Annotated in this window: 6 protein-coding genes and 1 pseudogene; all 7 read right to left on the bottom strand. The window is 51.7% G+C overall.

All coding sequences use genetic code 11. From position 1 onward, the window contains the following. Window positions 1-73 precede the first annotated feature (73 nt). The 7 genes and pseudogenes from KHX94_RS21065 to hemC all read right to left on the bottom strand — a co-directional run bounded on the left by KHX94_RS21065 (window position 74) and on the right by hemC (window position 17,740). Complete coding sequence (locus tag KHX94_RS21065; RefSeq protein ID WP_213682893.1) at window positions 74-2,065, bottom strand: type I secretion C-terminal target domain-containing protein; 1,992 nt, start codon at window positions 2,063-2,065, stop codon at window positions 74-76. Next, on the bottom strand, window positions 2,062-3,954 hold the full coding sequence (locus tag KHX94_RS07030; RefSeq protein ID WP_213682892.1) for an Ig-like domain-containing protein: 1,893 nt from the start codon (window positions 3,952-3,954) through the stop codon (window positions 2,062-2,064). The genes KHX94_RS21065 and KHX94_RS07030 overlap by 4 nt, the downstream gene beginning before the upstream one ends. Beyond that, the gene (locus KHX94_RS07025; protein ID WP_213682891.1) at window positions 3,912-13,358 is read right to left on the bottom strand and encodes a retention module-containing protein; all 9,447 of its coding nucleotides are present in this window, start codon (window positions 13,356-13,358) and stop codon (window positions 3,912-3,914) included. Before KHX94_RS07025 ends, KHX94_RS07030 begins: the two co-directional genes overlap by 43 nt. Window positions 13,359-13,728: 370 nt before the next feature. After that, window positions 13,729-14,901, bottom strand: coding sequence for a heme biosynthesis HemY N-terminal domain-containing protein (locus tag KHX94_RS07020; RefSeq protein WP_213682890.1), 1,173 nt, complete (start codon window positions 14,899-14,901; stop codon window positions 13,729-13,731). Next, a complete protein-coding gene (locus KHX94_RS07015; RefSeq protein WP_213682889.1) occupies window positions 14,898-16,034 on the bottom strand; it encodes a uroporphyrinogen-III C-methyltransferase in 1,137 nt (378 codons plus the stop codon). The genes KHX94_RS07020 and KHX94_RS07015 overlap by 4 nt, the downstream gene beginning before the upstream one ends. Before the next feature lie 40 nt (window positions 16,035-16,074). After that, a complete protein-coding gene (locus tag KHX94_RS07010; RefSeq protein WP_213682888.1) occupies window positions 16,075-16,800 on the bottom strand; it encodes a uroporphyrinogen-III synthase in 726 nt (241 codons plus the stop codon). 8 nt (window positions 16,801-16,808) lie between these two features. Then, window positions 16,809-17,740: pseudogene (hemC, locus tag KHX94_RS07005) on the bottom strand (hydroxymethylbilane synthase). Window positions 17,741-17,789 lie beyond the last annotated feature (49 nt).

Genomic DNA, 17,789 nt, shown 5'->3' with positions numbered 1-17,789 from the left:
TTGTGAGAGTTGGTATAATTATCGGTTAAAGTCCCATCTTTCGAAAGGCGAAAGATGGGACTGGTAGATAATATTACGACTCGTGTGAAACAGTTTCGGTGTGTTTTAGCGTTTCGCTTACCGTTGATGACACTGGCTGTGCGGCATCTTCTGCGGCACCACTGCTTACAATCAACGGACTGTTGCCACTGGCTACCGCTCCCTGGATCATGGCACTGCTGGAGTATGCAGATAAATCCGCCCCATCTAATACAATGCTCTGATTAGGTGTCGCGGCATCACCATCAGCATCAATGGTAATGGTGGTATTACCAGCACCATCAACACTAATACTCAGGTAAGTGTCCAACGTATCAGCATCGCCGTTCCAGTTTGTCAGCAAGTCACTGATGTCCAACTTGTCATCTGTTGCTGAAAAATCGGTGATAGTGTCTGTGCCTGTTTCTCCAGCCAACCAGACGAATGTATCTTGGCCATTACCACCGGTTAGGGTGTCATCGCCTAAGCCACCATAGATAACGTCATTACCATTACCACCATCTATGGTGTCATTACCAGTTCCGCCAAAGAGGATATCGTTACCACTACCGCCACTGATAATATCATCACCGCCTTGGCCATAGATGATGTCGTTACCATCGCCGCCGTAGAGTGTATCGGCCAGGCCATTACTATCTGACTGGTCAAACTGCTCAGGATGTTCACTGATATATTTGTGCACCTCTGCATCGCTGACTTCACTTTGTTGCAGTTGTTCTGCTACGTAATGTTGAATTGCGCTATAGCCTTGCTCAGAAATACCATCAAATTTGACCGTATCACCAAAGATAATGTCGTTACCTTGCCCACCATAAATAGTATCTGAACCCGGTAATTGCTGGCTGTGAGTACCTTGGATAGCATCAGCTAAGTTAGAGGCGTCCACATTGGTCTGCACTGTACCATCACTATCAAAATGTTTGAGAAGATCACTGGTAACCCCATTTCCCAAACCTATAGCTTCAACAGTCACGCCATGGGCAACGAGCAAGTTAAATCCATCTCTGGCATTATTTTCAGTAGCGGTGCTGCTTTGGTAACCATAGCCATCAAGAGTGGTATAAGTGTAACTTCCATTACCATCTGGACGCATATAACCGATGATACTGCCATTCCAGCTATGGACTGTACCATCACTATCTACAATCTGGTGAGTTGAATTATAGCGGTTGGTTGCAGAGTAGGTTTGACCAAAGGTGTAACCATTTCTAAGAACGTCATTCAGATAGATGTCATTCTGTTGGCCATTAGTGTTATAGATCTGAGGATTACCACCTTCACCAGCATTATAGAATGTTGGCTCCCCATCCGTGATGAAGTAAGCGAGGTTGGTCGCTCCATCGCCTTGGGCGCTAAACCAGTTAGCGGTAGTTGTAAAGACGTCTTCATAGTTGGTTCCGCCAGTGCTTACCATTGCTGCCAACGCTGTTTGCAGTGTTTGTAACGCATTGGCATCACTGAGATTTACACTGACACTGCCTTTGGCATGGTCACTAAAGCCAACCAAGAAAATATTGAGCTGGCCACTATTGTCCGTACCGACAGATGTTTTTAACTGGCTAAATACTGTTTGGAGCTGTGTACTTATATTCGCCATGTTAGTTGCCCCAATACTGCCAGAGGTGTCTACCATAAAGGCAATATTGTAGTTCTGCCCAGGGTGTACCACAGTACCGTCAAGGTCACCAACGGCAATATTCTGCTCATTACCTAGTACGTGAGTTTGGTCTCCTGGTTCGCCATCGGTGACATGGTATGCGAGTTTCGGTACAACAGAGAAACTACCATTGTACGCGTCACCATCGCCATCAGTGACTTTTACATTAAAGTCAATGTCGCCATCACTTGGGCTGGTCATGGCTTGGTACTGGAAGAAATCCCAGTCCCCGGTAGAGGGGGTAAATTCTAGCTTAAATACTAGATCACCATCGGCGGTACCTATCAGGGTATTGCCACTTTGTGTAACGTCTACTGATTCACCGTCAAGAGTATAAAGAGCCCCATCACCAATACCCGTTAAGGTCATGGCTCCTGCACCATCAGCCCCCATTCTGGTGTGATGGTACCAGTGGCATAAGCAATTGGCGATTCGCTTGGCGTACCCGTAAACTCAATTGAGCTAATGGTAAAGTCACTGTTATCTGAGTAACCAGTATTACCATTGTCAGTGGCCATAATGACAACTTTATCAAAACCACCATCCTGTACGTGGAAATCTGTTCCGTAGTCACCACTGCTGGCATCAGAGCTAAAGGTTTGAGACGAGATAAGGTGCCCGTCGCGATAAAATTCAGCAACACCGCGCTCAAGTTCGCCGCCAAAGAAATTGGCAAAGTTAATTTTCATGCCGAACGCTAGTGTATTAGCGTCCAAAGTGATCACTAACTGCTCTGATGCGCTGTCTTCGTTAGGGCCAAAATGCCGATAATCAATTTCATCTCTAATGGCATGATAGGGCTCTCCATCACTATCAACGCCAATGCCATGTGTGCCCTGGTACACATCTGCCGCTGTTAATGTGGAATTGGTTGCAGAAGTGAACCCCAATGCCGTGATAGTAAAACCACCGGCTTGGTTCTGGAAGTGCAAGTCATCATGTCCACCTGTCGACGACCAACCAGTAGTCAGGTTGAAACTGCCAGTTAACGTGTCCGGAATATTACCGTTACTATCACTAACAACCACTGCTGGTGTGTCTGGCAATATTGGAGAGTCGTCTTCAACGTTTACTGTGAAACTGCTATTTACTGGTGGTGCTATGCCATCAGAAACTTGAACACCAAACGTTAACCCTAAGTTGTCTTCAATATTTGTGTTTGGGTGATCCAGTGGCATTTTCAAATCAACATCATAGTGCCAATCACCACTGCCATGTGTACTCGGTGGAGTCACTAAGATGGTCATGACCGTAGTCATAGCATTGGCGGTTCCCACTGTGCCGGTAAGCGTCATGGTGTTAGCATCCCAGTGCCAGCTAACGGGTTCGCCACCAGAAGTGATACCTTGTGGCCCACTTAACGCCATTGTTAAGGTATCGCTATCTACATCCTGTACCTTGATGACTCCAGTTGCATGAGTCTCATTGGTAGTATCCAAATCAGTAGGACTATTATCTGCAATACCACCGGCCAGACCTTCTTCTGAAACTGCGCTGTCGGCAGTTGAGAGGATAACTGGTGCATCATTAACGGCATTAACCTTAATGGTCAATGTTGCTGAATCACCATTGTTAGTCGTGTAAGTGATAACTGGCACTATGCCATTCCAGTCTGCTGCTGGTTGGAATGTGTAGCTACCATCGAGATTAATCACCAACGTACCACCTTCGACAGTGACCTGTTCTCCAGCATGGTGAGTCTGACTATCACCATTTACTGTGTAGTCTTTTAACTCAAGGTCACGATGATCGTTAAATTCGCCAGTGTCGTTGGCAAAAATATTGCCTGATGCCTGTTGGTCTTCATTTATTTCATTGTAGTCATCGACAGCCGCCGTATATTTCTCGACGGTAACATCCAATGTAGATGTTGCTGTATGACCGTTGCTGTCTACACCCACGACTTGGATACCTGAAATCACCAGAGAATCCACATCTATGTTGTGGGGTAAGTTTCCTATTAATTCTGCAGTAACTTGTACGTTACCTTCGTTACCTGCTGCGATTGCTGACCAATTAAGATTTATTCTCAATACATCTTTATCAGCACCATTGCCTGGCAGAGAAGCAATGAGATAGTCTCCGTCCAGTCTCCAAGTTAATGGGAAGTGTTCCCTAATACCTTCAACGGTAATACCAGCAAAGTTATGACCGAAGGCAAAGTCTGAAAGCTGGCTATCTCCGGCTTTGAAACGTAACGACTGATGATCTGTGTCTAGGTTATCGTCCTGTAAACCAAATTCATCCAGCGTTGCCATTGCGTAAGAGGTAATAGCTGTGGGTGTTTCTCCCCTGGGGCATCTAGATGAATGTTCAGCTCAGCATTAGTTTTATCGCCATCGCCATCGGTGACTACTACATCAAAGTTCATGTCTACCGGTTCTGTAGCGCTGACAATTTCTTTGGCGGAAGTCCCTGTTAATTGGAATCTAGCATTAGGGTTTGCATCTGATGTCACAGCCGTCAGTTCAATATAAGCGATGGCCCCCATATCACCGATGATCCCATTAGGCGCGATGTCGTCTTCTCCGAGAAGCTGACCATTGGCATCATAGGCTTTAAAATGTATTACATCAGGGCCGTTTTGAACGTCGAAATTAAAACTAGCACTAGCAACTGTTGCCGTGTAGTCAATAATCAGTGTTTCGCCACCATCAACCCATGGGTTAGCCACACCAAAGCCATTGTTGGTACCATTGACATCAACTAACTGTCCGTCGCTATTACGCCCATATAGAGTAAAGGCAACGTCGGCATCGGAAGGAAGATCATTTGGATCGTTATAAACATCATAACTACCCTGGCTGCTGTCAAACGTTACATAAACCTCACCGCTAATGCCTCCTTGCCCACCATTCAAATTAGCGATGGTGATTTCATCAAGCTTATCTATGCTATGTTGTATGTTTAACTGATAGCTATCGGTGTTTGGATCTGTGTTTAAGGTAAAGATCAGGGTCTGATTTGGGTTAGTTTGATCATATGCGGTAACTGTATTTTCATTGCTGGTATAAGCAAGCAGTTGTTGCGAATTATCTGGATCCACAAAGAAGAAGACAGTTTTGCCTCCAGCAGTGATATCTGAAGCCCCAAAGTAAGTTTGGGTGCTAGCATCCCAACCGTTAACATTACCACTCAAGTCAGCACTATAGTGATTATCTGCACCAAGAGTGTTCATGATGCCATCATAAATGCCAACGCTGTTTGTTGCATCAGCAAGTGGACTGACATCAACGGTTGGTGCATCATCCTCAACTGCTACTTGGAAGGAACTTGAGTCAGAGGCACCAGATCCATCAGCAACGTTAATACCGAAGTTTAGGTTCAAGACATCTTCTATATTAGCGACAGGATGATCGAGCGGCGCTTCCAATGTAACTGTATAGTCCCAAGTCCCACTACTGTTACCTGTCGGTGCTGTAAGTGATATGGTCATTACTACTACAGAGCCAGCAGAGCCAGTCAGAGTCTGAGTATCGGAATCCCATTGCCAAGTAACCGCAACACCACCAGAAGTCATGCCATCAGGGCCACTGAGTGTTACTTGTAACTCATCATTGTTAGGATCCTGTAGTTCAATAGAACCATTAGCGATCACCGCATTTGTTGTATCGGGAGCACCAATTGTATCAGGTACACCATCAGGCAACCCTTCTTCTGAAACCGATACATTGGTGATATTGCCAATGCTTGGCGGGAGTTGCGCATCAATGATGGTGGTATCGGCGCTGTTATCCGCACCGATTTCCAACTGCTCGAGAGTATTATCAACGTCAGTCACTCCGCTTATGGCAACGGATAAGTTCTCACTATTTTCATAGATACCATCATTGAGAGTATTAACGGTAAAGCTTTGCTGGCTATCACCAGAAATAGTCACACTTGTTGGTAAATGATCAACATCTGCGGCAGATGCTGTACCTCCCCAACTAAGGGCGACAGTTACTGATGCACCATCAGGTATGGTTACTGGGTTATTATTGGCATCCACTAAGGTCACTGTGTAAGTGATTGCTTCACCTTCGGTAACACTGGACTGATCAACACTAATTTGGGCAAAAACGGTATCAATGGTGTCGTTCACCTGGGTGTCAACGCTGTTGCCCAGGTCGAGGTTTTCATAGTTACCGCCGGTGCTGCCAGTGACATTGACGGTCAAGGTTTCACCGTCCTGATAAACATCATCGCTCGGTGCATCCACGGTGACGGTGCCAGTGCTCTGGCCGGCCGCGATAGTGATGGTGGCCCCGTTAGACAGGGTCAGCACCAAGTCAGACTGCGGCACGTTGTTAACGCTGGCGCTGTAAGTGATCTGACCGCCTTCATCGACCTGCGCGGGCGCGGTCAGGGTGACGGTGGTGGTATCAATGGTGTCGTTCACCTGGGTGTCAACGCTGTTGCCCAGGTCGAGGTTCTCATAGTTACCGCCGGTGCTGCCAGTGACATTGACGGTCAAGGTTTCACCGTCCTGATAAACATCATCGCTCGGTGCATCCACGGTGACGGTGCCAGTGCTCTGGCCGGCCGCGATAGTGATGGTGGCCCCGTTAGACAGGGTCAGCACCAAGTCAGACTGCGGCACGTTGTTAACGCTGGCGCTGTAAGTGATCTGACCGCCTTCATCGACCTGCGCGGGCGCGGTCAGGGTGACGGTGGTGGTATCAATGGTGTCGTTCACCTGGGTGTCAACGCTGTTGCCCAGGTCGAGGTTCTCATAGTTACCGCCGGTGCTGCCAGTGACATTGACGGTCAAGGTTTCACCGTCCTGATAAACATCATCGCTCGGTGCATCCACGGTGACGGTGCCAGTGCTCTGGCCGGCCGCGATAGTGATGGTGGCCCCGTTAGACAGGGTCAGCACCAAGTCAGACTGCGGCACGTTGTTAACGCTGGCGCTGTAAGTGATCTGACCGCCTTCATTGACCTGCGCGGGCGCGGTCAGGGTGACGGTGGTGGTATCAATGGTGTCGTTCACCTGGGTGTCAACGCTGTTGCCCAGGTCGAGGTTTTCATAGTTACCGCCGGTGCTGCCAGTGACATTGACGGTCAAGGTTTCACCGTCCTGATAAACATCATCGCTCGGTGCATCCACGGTGACGGTGCCAGTGCTCTGGCCGGCCGCGATAGTGATGGTGGCCCCGTTAGACAGGGTCAGCACCAAGTCAGACTGCGGCACGTTGTTAACGCTGGCGCTGTAAGTGATCTGACCGCCTTCATTGACCTGCTCAGGCGCGGTCAGGGTGACGGTGGTGGTATCAATGGTGTCGTTCACCTGGGTGTCAACGCTGTTGCCCAGGTCGAGGTTTTCATAGTTACCGCCGGTGCTGCCAGTGACATTGACGGTCAAGGTTTCACCGTCCTGATAAACATCATCGCTCGGTGCATCCACGGTGACGGTGCCAGTGCTCTGGCCAGCCGCGATGGTGATGGTGGCCCCGTTAGACAGGGTCAGCACCAAGTCAGACTGCGGCACGTTGTTAACGCTGGCGCTGTAAGTGATCTGACCGCCTTCATCGACCTGCGCGGGGGCGGTCAGGGTGACGGTGGTGGTATCAATGGTGTCGTTCACCTGGGTGTCAACGCTGTTGCCCAGGTCGAGGTTTTCATAGTTACCGCCGGTGCTGCCAGTGACATTGACGGTCAAGGTTTCGCCGTCCTGATAAACATCATCGCTCGGTGCATCCACGGTGACGGTGCCAGTGCTCTGGCCAGCCGCGATGGTGATGGTGGCCCCGTTAGACAGGGTCAGTACCAAGTCAGACTGCGGCACGTTGTTAACGCTGGCGCTGTAAGTGATCTGGCCGCCTTCATCGACCTGCGCGGGGGCGGTCAGGGTGACGGTGGTGGTATCAATGGTGTCGTTCACCTGGGTGTCAACGCTGTTGCCCAGGTCGAGGTTTTCATAGTTACCGCCGGTGCTGCCAGTGACATTGACGGTCAAGGTTTCACCGTCCTGATAAACATCATCGCTCGGTGCATCCACGGTGACGGTGCCAGTGCTCTGGCCAGCCGCGATGGTGATGGTGGCCCCGTTAGACAGGGTCAGTACCAAGTCAGACTGCGGCACGTTGTTAACGCTGGCGCTGTAAGTGATCTGACCGCCTTCATTGACCTGCTCAGGCGCGGTCAGGGTGACGGTGGTGGTATCAATGGTGTCGTTCACCTGGGTGTCAACGCTGTTGCCCAGGTCGAGGTTTTCATAGTTACCGCCGGTGCTGCCAGTGACATTGACGGTCAAGGTTTCACCGTCCTGATAAACATCATCGCTCGGTGCATCCACGGTGACGGTGCCAGTGCTCTGGCCGGCCGCGATGGTGATGGTGGCCCCGTTAGACAGGGTCAGCACCAAGTCAGACTGCGGCACGTTGTTAACGCTGGCGCTGTAAGTGATCTGACCGCCTTCATCGACCTGCGCGGGCGCGGTCAGGGTGACGGTGGTGGTATCAATGGTGTCGTTCACCTGGGTGTCAACGCTGTTGCCCAGGTCGAGGTTTTCATAGTTGCCGCCGGTGCTGCCAGTGACATTGACGGTCAAGGTTTCGCCGTCCTGATAAACATCATCGCTCGGTGCATCCACGGTGACGGTGCCAGTGCTCTGGCCGGCCGCGATGGTGATGGTGGCCCCGTTAGACAGGGTCAGTACCAAGTCAGACTGCGGCACGTTGTTAACGCTGGCGCTGTAAGTGATCTGGCCGCCTTCATCGACCTGCGCGGGGGCGGTCAGGGTGACGGTGGTGGTATCAATGGTGTCGTTCACCTGGGTGTCAACGCTGTTGCCCAGGTCGAGGTTTTCATAGTTACCGCCGGTGCTGCCAGTGACATTGACGGTCAAGGTTTCACCGTCCTGATAAACATCATCGCTCGGTGCATCCACGGTGACGGTGCCAGTGCTCTGGCCGGCCGCGATGGTGATGGTGGCCCCGTTAGACAGGGTCAGCACCAAGTCAGACTGCGGCACGTTGTTAACGCTGGCGCTGTAAGTGATCTGACCGCCTTCATTGACCTGCTCAGGCGCGGTCAGGGTGACGGTGGTGGTATCAATGGTGTCGTTCACCTGGGTGTCAACGCTGTTGCCCAGGTCGAGGTTTTCATAGTTACCGCCGGTGCTGCCAGTGACATTGACGGTCAAGGTTTCGCCGTCCTGATAAACATCATCGCTCGGTGCATCCACGGTGACGGTGCCAGTGCTCTGGCCAGCCGCGATGGTGATGGTGGCCCCGTTAGACAGGGTCAGCACCAAGTCAGACTGCGGCACGTTGTTAACGCTGGCGCTGTAAGTGATCTGACCGCCTTCATTGACCTGCTCAGGCGCGGTCAGGGTGACGGTGGTGGTATCAATGGTGTCGTTCACCTGGGTGTCAACGCTGTTGCCCAGGTCGAGGTTTTCATAGTTACCGCCGGTGCTGCCAGTGACATTGACGGTCAAGGTTTCGCCGTCCTGATAAACATCATCGCTCGGTGCATCCACGGTGACGGTGCCAGTGCTCTGGCCGGCCGCGATGGTGATGGTGGCCCCGTTAGACAGGGTCAGCACCAAGTCAGACTGCGGCACGTTGTTAACGCTGGCGCTGTAAGTGATCTGACCGCCTTCATCGACCTGCGCGGGGGCGGTCAGGGTGACGGTGGTGGTATCAATGGTGTCGTTCACCTGGGTGTCAACGCTGTTGCCCAGGTCGAGGTTTTCATAGTTACCGCCGGTGCTGCCAGTGACATTGACGGTCAAGGTTTCACCGTCCTGATAAACATCATCGCTCGGTGCATCCACGGTGACGGTGCCAGTGCTCTGGCCGGCCGCGATGGTGATGGTGGCCCCGTTAGACAGGGTCAGTACCAAGTCAGACTGCGGCACGTTGTTAACGCTGGCGCTGTAAGTGATCTGACCGCCTTCATCGACCTGCGCGGGGGCGGTCAGGGTGACGGTGGTGGTATCAATGGTGTCGTTCACCTGGGTGTCAACGCTGTTGCCCAGGTCGAGGTTTTCATAGTTACCGCCGGTGCTGCCAGTGACATTGACGGTCAAGGTTTCACCGTCCTGATAAACATCATCGCTCGGTGCATCCACGGTGACGGTGCCAGTGCTCTGGCCGGCCGCGATGGTGATGGTGGCCCCGTTAGACAGGGTCAGCACCAAGTCAGACTGCGGCACGTTGTTAACGCTGGCGCTGTAAGTGATCTGACCGCCTTCATTGACCTGCTCAGGCGCGGTCAGGGTGACGGTGGTGGTATCAATGGTGTCGTTCACCTGGGTGTCAACGCTGTTGCCCAGGTCGAGGTTTTCATAGTTACCGCCGGTGCTGCCAGTGACATTGACGGTCAAGGTTTCGCCGTCCTGATAAACATCATCGCTCGGTGCATCCACGGTGACGGTGCCAGTGCTCTGGCCAGCCGCGATGGTGATGGTGGCCCCGTTAGACAGGGTCAGCACCAAGTCAGACTGCGGCACGTTGTTAACGCTGGCGCTGTAAGTGATCTGACCGCCTTCATTGACCTGCTCAGGCGCGGTCAGGGTGACGGTGGTGGTATCAATGGTGTCGTTCACCTGGGTGTCAACGCTGTTGCCCAGGTCGAGGTTTTCATAGTTACCGCCGGTGCTGCCAGTGACATTGACGGTCAAGGTTTCGCCGTCCTGATAAACATCATCGCTCGGTGCATCCACGGTGACGGTGCCAGTGCTCTGGCCGGCCGCGATGGTGATGGTGGCCCCGTTAGACAGGGTCAGCACCAAGTCAGACTGCGGCACGTTGTTAACGCTGGCGCTGTAAGTGATCTGGCCGCCTTCATCGACCTGCGCGGGGGCGGTCAGGGTGACGGTGGTGGTATCAATGGTGTCGTTCACCTGGGTGTCAACGCTGTTGCCCAGGTCGAGGTTTTCATAGTTACCGCCGGTGCTGCCAGTGACATTGACGGTCAAGGTTTCACCGTCCTGATAAACATCATCGCTCGGTGCATCCACGGTGACGGTGCCAGTGCTCTGGTCAGCCGCGATGGTGATGGTGGCCCCGTTAGACAGGGTCAGTACCAAGTCAGACTGCGGCACGTTGTTAACGCTGGCGCTGTAAGTGATCTGACCGCCTTCATCGACCTGCGCCGGGGCGGTCAGGGTGACGGTGGTGGTATCAATGGTGTCGTTCACCTGGGTGTCAACGCTGTTGCCCAGGTCGAGGTTTTCATAGTTGCCACCGGTGCTGCCAGTGACATTGACGGTCAAGGTTTCGCCGTCCTGATAAACATCATCGCTCGGTGCATCCACGGTGACGGTGCCAGTGCTCTGGCCAGCCGCGATGGTGATGGTGGCCCCGTTAGACAGGGTCAGTACCAAGTCAGACTGCGGCACGTTGTTAACGCTGGCGCTGTAAGTGATCTGACCGCCTTCATTGACCTGCTCAGGCGCGGTCAGGGTGACGGTGGTGGTATCAATGGTGTCGTTCACCTGGGTGTCAACGCTGTTGCCCAGGTCGAGGTTTTCATAGTTACCGCCGGTGCTGCCAGTGACATTGACGGTCAAGGTTTCACCGTCCTGATAAACATCATCGCTCGGTGCATCCACGGTGACGGTGCCAGTGCTCTGGCCGGCCGCGATGGTGATGGTGGCCCCGTTAGACAGGGTCAGCACCAAGTCAGACTGCGGCACGTTGTTAACGCTGGCGCTGTAAGTGATCTGACCGCCTTCATCGACCTGCGCGGGCGCGGTCAGGGTGACGGTGGTGGTATCAATGGTGTCGTTCACCTGGGTGTCAACGCTGTTGCCCAGGTCGAGGTTTTCATAGTTACCGCCGGTGCTGCCAGTGACATTGACGGTCAAGGTTTCACCGTCCTGATAAACATCATCGCTCGGTGCATCCACGGTGACGGTGCCAGTGCTCTGGCCGGCCGCGATGGTGATGGTGGCCCCGTTAGACAGGGTCAGCACCAAGTCAGACTGCGGCACGTTGTTAACGCTGGCGCTGTAAGTGATCTGGCCGCCTTCATCGACCTGCGCGGGGGCGCTCAGGGTGACGGTGGTGGTATCAATGGTGTCGTTCACCTGGGTGTCAACGCTGTTGCCCAGGTCGAGGTTTTCATAGTTACCGCCGGTGCTGCCAGTGACATTGACGGTCAAGGTTTCACCGTCCTGATAAACATCATCGCTCGGTGCATCCACGGTGACGGTGCCAGTGCTCTGGCCAGCCGCGATGGTGATGGTGGCCCCGTTAGACAGGGTCAGCACCAAGTCAGACTGCGGCACGTTGTTAACGCTGGCGCTGTAAGTGATCTGACCGCCTTCATCGACCTGCGCGGGGGCGGTCAGGGTGACGGTGGTGGTATCAATGGTGTCGTTCACCTGGGTGTCAACGCTGTTGCCCAGGTCGAGGTTTTCATAGTTACCGCCGGTGCTGCCAGTGACATTGACGGTCAAGGTTTCACCGTCCTGATAAACATCATCGCTCGGTGCATCCACGGTGACGGTGCCAGTGCTCTGGCCGGCCGCGATGGTGATGGTGGCCCCGTTAGACAGGGTCAGCACCAAGTCAGACTGCGGCACGTTGTTAACGCTGGCGCTGTAAGTGATCTGGCCGCCTTCATCGACCTGCGCGGGGGCGCTCAGGGTGACGGTGGTGGTATCAATGGTGTCGTTCACCTGGGTGTCAACGCTGTTGCCCAGGTCGAGGTTTTCATAGTTACCGCCGGTGCTGCCAGTGACATTGACGGTCAAGGTTTCACCGTCCTGATAAACATCATCGCTCGGTGCATCCACGGTGACGGTGCCAGTGCTCTGGCCAGCCGCGATGGTGATGGTGGCCCCGTTAGACAGGGTCAGCACCAAGTCAGACTGCGGCACGTTGTTAACGCTGGCGCTGTAAGTGATCTGACCGCCTTCATCGACCTGCGCGGGGGCGGTCAGGGTGACGGTGGTGGTATCAATGGTGTCGTTCACCTGGGTGTCAACGCTGTTGCCCAGGTCGAGGTTTTCATAGTTACCGCCGGTGCTGCCAGTGACATTGACGGTCAAGGTTTCACCGTCCTGATAAACATCATCGCTCGGTGCATCCACGGTGACGGTGCCAGTGCTCTGGCCGGCCGCGATGGTGATGGTGGCCCCGTTAGACAGGGTCAGTACCAAGTCAGACTGCGGCACGTTGTTAACGCTGGCGCTGTAAGTGATCTGACCGCCTTCATCGACCTGCGCGGGGGCGCTTAAAGAAACTACGCTTGGTGGAAGCACTTGGATGAGAGTAGGTTGAACGTCGTCTGGTGGATTTGTATTATCCAATGTAAACGTTGCGGTATCGTAGCCAGAACTTGCGAGTACTTCGCTGCCATCACGAGTAACCGCTACATAGCCGGAGTCACCACCTCCAGAGATTTCATTACCGGCAGCGGTTTCTGGCAGGTTAGCTGTAGGATCCTCTCCCGCAGCAATCAAATCTTGTAGTTGCTGGATTTCTGCATCAGTGGCGGCAGTTTCTCCTTGCTCTCCCTGCTGTGCAGTACCATCAACCATGACGCTGTTACCATCAGCCTGAACGAGGTTGACACTGGCATTATCACTTAAGATCAATTCAGCTCCTTTGGGAATGAATTCACCTTCTTTAACCAAATGTCGTTCGCCATTGATAACAACCGCGATTTGTCCATTCAAGTTTTTGATTTGACTGTCTTGTTGGGTAATTAAGGTATTCATACTGTCCACTGCCCCACTATAGGCCGTCCATAGTGGCCTACTGAATTGATAATAAATTGTTAGAGATGCCTATAAATTTTAGTGCGTCTTTCACAGCTTTGTGGAAATGTTAGGTTATTAATTGATTAATGTCAATTTATTGACACACAATAAAATCTTTATAAAACAGTGTGATAAAATGGCTATTGTGTATTTTTTATGAATATTTCCATGCCTAACTTTAGTGTGATAAAGATCATTAAAATTAGATAGTTAAGTAAACATGCATTTACTCTATCCGTTATTGGGTGGTGAAAACGGAAGGTTGATCTTTTTGCCAAAAAAAGCCGCTAACAAATTAGCGGCCTGATAAATAACAAATCATGCACTTTTAATCGGCTTTTTTGGCTGCTTGTTTGTAACTTACTAATGCCGCGCCATTGTCACCTAATTGCTCTTGTAATGCTCCGAGTGCATACCAGTAGTGAGGTGCTGGAGATAGCTTACACAGTAATTGCCAAGCTTCTTTTGCCGCAGCGAAATCACGGGCTTTTTCATATATTGTTGCCATACAGTGTTGGTAGTCTGCATGGTTTTCTAGCTTAGGCTGTAATTTTTGTAGTAATGCCAGTAGTTCTGTATCTTCGGTTTGCCAAATTTCGGCTGTGGTATCAAAGATGGCGGCGGATGTGTCTTTTTTCAGTTGTTTGCTCAGCAACTTGATGGCTGTGCCATGTTTGCCGTGTTGATTCAAGCCGCTGGCATAAGCCGCGAGGTTGGCATCTTCATTTCGTTCTGCCCGACTAAGCCATTGCCAGCATTTTTCTAACTCTGGTTCACTGACATTGGCGGCTTGGCGCAATAGTTTGGTATTTACCGTTACGCTAAGTTGATGCCATTCGTCATCGCTAAGCACTTTACGTTTGAGCAGTGCAGGAAGCAGTAATTTCAGTGATTGCCAGTCTTGTTGAGCGCGGTATAGTTCAGTAGCCAGTTTGAGTACTGGAATTTTACTCTTGCTGCTAGGTTGTAGTTTATCCAGCAATTCTCTGGCAGCACTGACTTCGCCTTGGCGCAGTAAATAGCGGATGCGGGTGGTTGTTACCGCCGTGGTTGCCATAGGTAAGGTGGCTGCTTTATCTAGGTAGGCGTCTCTGGCTTCTGTCTTTAACTGATATTGGGCAGCCCTAGCGGCGGCCAGATAATTAAGTGCTGGAATTTCTCCTTGTTCGGCACCTTTACGCATCGCGCGTTCAGCGGCTGGCCAATCTTCTTCTGCCAATGCCAACGCACCCACTAACGTATGCTTGCGGGCAGCATTACGGCGCCAGCGTTGCGGAAGATAGCGGCTGCTGAGAATAAGATGGAATACCCCGACTAACACCCATTCCAGTAACTGCAATAGTCCATAAAACACCACCATGGCGATGACTGCAAAGGCAACCGTGGTTTCTAGTTGCCAGTCGAGAAATGCAACATATACATAGCCACTTTTCCCAACTATAAAAGGACTGAGGCAAAGACCTACCAGAATAATCAGTAGGTAAACCAGTGCTCTGATCATTGTTCAGCCTCCGTTGCCGGTATAAGCCGACCATAGGTGACTAACTGTTTAAGCTGGGCACTGGCTTGGAATTGCTGCACGTTGATTGGGTCAAGTGTTAGGTTCGCTAAGGCATCTAATGCCTGTAACACTTCCTGAGTGTGCTCATCTTCTAAATCATAATATTGCTGGATCCATTTCCGTGCCATGGTAATGGATTGCCGATAATTCAACGCATTGTATTGGTACAGTGCTAATTGTGCCTGTAGCAATTTATTGCGGATATTCTCTTCCAGATACCATTCCTGCTTAGGTGATAACAGCGGGGTGATATCTGTATTAATCTTGCGGATGGTAAAGAAGTCCTCAGTCAAAGCTTTCCAAGTTTTGGCGAGATTGCTCTTCCAATCAGCCACCGAGGCCGACATTTGTTTATCATCTGTAGGTGTCTGCTCGGCTTCGCCTAATTGATGTAACGGCATTTTATCCAGTTTGCCAATAATGCCGTCTAGGGTGAACACTGTGCCCGCGATGTCGACATTCTTGATCTCTTGCACCTTGGCGATATCTTGTGCCAATGCTTTGCGCAGCGGTGTTAGCGAGGGTTCTTGCATTGCGGCGATACGTTCATCGGCGGCCTGCAACAATCCCGCTGCTGTTTGCGGATCTTTTTCCAGCCATAGCTTACGTCCTGCGATGCGTACTAGATATTCTGCTTCTGCTGCTAGCCAATGGTTGGGATGGCGCTGCGCCAGCGTTGCTATCTTGTCTTGTAGCTGTAGCTGGTTTTGCTGTAGCTGCTCAATGGTGGTTTGCTGCGTGCTGTCTTTTTGTTCAGCCTGCCGTAACTGTGCGTCCAGTTGTTTGATCCCTTGCGCCGGAGTTTGCAGTGCTTGTTGCATGGCGGCGGTCGAGGTCGTCAATTGTTGCGACTGTTGCAGTAGTTGCCAGTATAGATAGCCACTTGCTGAACAGGCCAACAGTGCTAATACCAAGGCAAATAGCAGTACCAAACGTAGCGTTAGTGAACTTCCTGTTTGTCGTTGCCCACTCGCTTTAGGCGCTGGCGGCACCTTGGTGGTTGCTGTCTCGGGCTGTGGTACATCTGAGGTGGCGGGCAAACTCATCCCGTCCTGTGGCTTTTCGTTGTCCATAAAAACAGTCCTTGAACAATAATAGGGCGGCCAGGCTGCGTTACAGCGCCAGCGCGTTGAGCATCGCCTGACTGTTAGCAGCGCAAGCATTGGTGACGTGGGATAACCCTGCCGCCAGCGCCTGACGTTCTACCCGGGTACTGGGAACTATGATATGACATGCCCGCAACCAAGGAAAATACTCTTTTGGCAGCAGTTTCAACAGATTTTTTAGGATGTCGCCGCTGGTAATGAGAATGGTGTCGATACCAAACGCTTGCCAGCTTTGCAGTAGTTGCTGGGCATTGTAAGCAGGACAGACGCGCCGATAAACTTCCCAGTAATCCAGTTGCGCGCCGCGTTGGCGAAGAACATCACCTAAGTCCTCGCGTCCTCCTTGCCCCCGGATAATCAGAATATGGCGCTGTGTTACTTGGTCAGGCTGCAATAATGCTAATGTCAGTAAGCCTTCTGTCTGTTGTGATTCAGTGGGGGCTGACTGTACCTCAATGCCTAGGTCTTTAACTGCTTGGCAAGTGGCTTCACCGACCGCCAGATAATGTTTATCCGCAGGCCAATGGTTGCCAACAAGTTGATTGGCAAATTCGACCGCATTGGTACTGATAAAGATCACTATGTCGGCGTCATGGAGTTGCGCCAGCCCTTGTTGATCATTTAGGGGTTCCACTGCTAATAACGGTGTGGTCATGAAGGCGATACCCTGCTGATGCAGGGCATCTTCCATCGACTGGTTACGTCCTTGTGGGCGAGTGAGTAGCACTTTCATGTGCGATCTCAATTATTGCCATATACCGCATCAAGGATGGTTTTGGCACCTTTACTGAGCAGTTCTTCTGCCAAGCTATTCCCCAAGGCTACGGCGTCCAGTTTATGGCCTTTTACTTCGCCACGGATCACCTCTGAACCATCAGGATTGCCTACCAAACCACGCAGCAGCATGTCATCGCCATCGATTTCAGCATAAGCACCAATAGGCACTTGGCAACCCCTTCTAGGCGGGTATTCATGGCGCGTTCTGCCAACACCCGATAACGGGTTTCTTTATGTTCCAACGGTGCCAGTAAGGCTTTGACTCGTTCGTCATCCGTGCGGCATTCAATACCTACCGCGCCTTGACCATTGGCAGGTAAAGACATTTCTGCCGCGATAAAGCTGGCAATACGGTCTTTCAGTTCCAAACGGATAAGGCCGGCGGCGGCCAGAATGATGGCATCATAGTCACCCGCGTCCAACTTGCTAAGACGGGTGCCAACGTTACCGCGCAGATCTTTGATAATTAGGTCAGGACGGCGTTCGCGCAATTGGCATTGACGCCGCAGACTAGAAGTCCCGACGACGGCACCATGTGGCAGCTCTTCCAAGTGTTGATATTTGTTCGACACAAATGCATCGCGGGGATCTTCGCGTTTGCAGATAACTTCCAGTCCGAGCCCTTCTGGAAACTCTACCGGTACATCTTTCATGGAATGTACGGCGATATCTGCCTGTCCTTCCAGCATGGCAACTTCCAGTTCTTTAACGAACAGTCCTTTACCGCCGACTTTAGCCAGTGGCGTATCAAGAATGACATCACCCTTGGTGCTCATAGGTAACAGTTCAACTACCAGTCCAGGGTGGATCTTTTCCAGCTCAGCTTTTACAAACTCAGCCTGCCACATGGCCAGCGGACTTTTGCGTGTTGCAATGCGAATACAATTTTCAGACATGCCCGAATATTTCCGTCACAGAGGTTAAATGCGGCAATGCTAACATTGC

It is taken from the genome of Shewanella dokdonensis (assembly GCF_018394335.1).
Lineage (GTDB): Bacteria > Pseudomonadota > Gammaproteobacteria > Enterobacterales > Shewanellaceae > Shewanella > Shewanella dokdonensis.
Note: the sequence above shows the minus strand (reverse complement) of the source record. Positions and strands in the feature narration are given on the sequence as shown.

Excerpts from the sequence above, each read along its gene's own strand:
- KHX94_RS07015 (WP_213682889.1), bottom strand. The coding sequence starts at position 16,034 with ATGGACAACGAAAAGCCACAGGACGGGATGAGTTTGCCCGCCACCTCA.
- KHX94_RS07025 (WP_213682891.1), bottom strand. The coding sequence starts at position 13,358 with ATGAATACCTTAATTACCCAACAAGACAGTCAAATCAAAAACTTGAAT.
- KHX94_RS21065 (WP_213682893.1), bottom strand. The coding sequence starts at position 2,065 with ATGACCTTAACGGGTATTGGTGATGGGGCTCTTTATACTCTTGACGGT.
- KHX94_RS07030 (WP_213682892.1), bottom strand. The coding sequence starts at position 3,954 with ATGGCAACGCTGGATGAATTTGGTTTACAGGACGATAACCTAGACACA.
- KHX94_RS07010 (WP_213682888.1), bottom strand. The coding sequence starts at position 16,800 with ATGAAAGTGCTACTCACTCGCCCACAAGGACGTAACCAGTCGATGGAA.
- KHX94_RS07020 (WP_213682890.1), bottom strand. The coding sequence starts at position 14,901 with ATGATCAGAGCACTGGTTTACCTACTGATTATTCTGGTAGGTCTTTGC.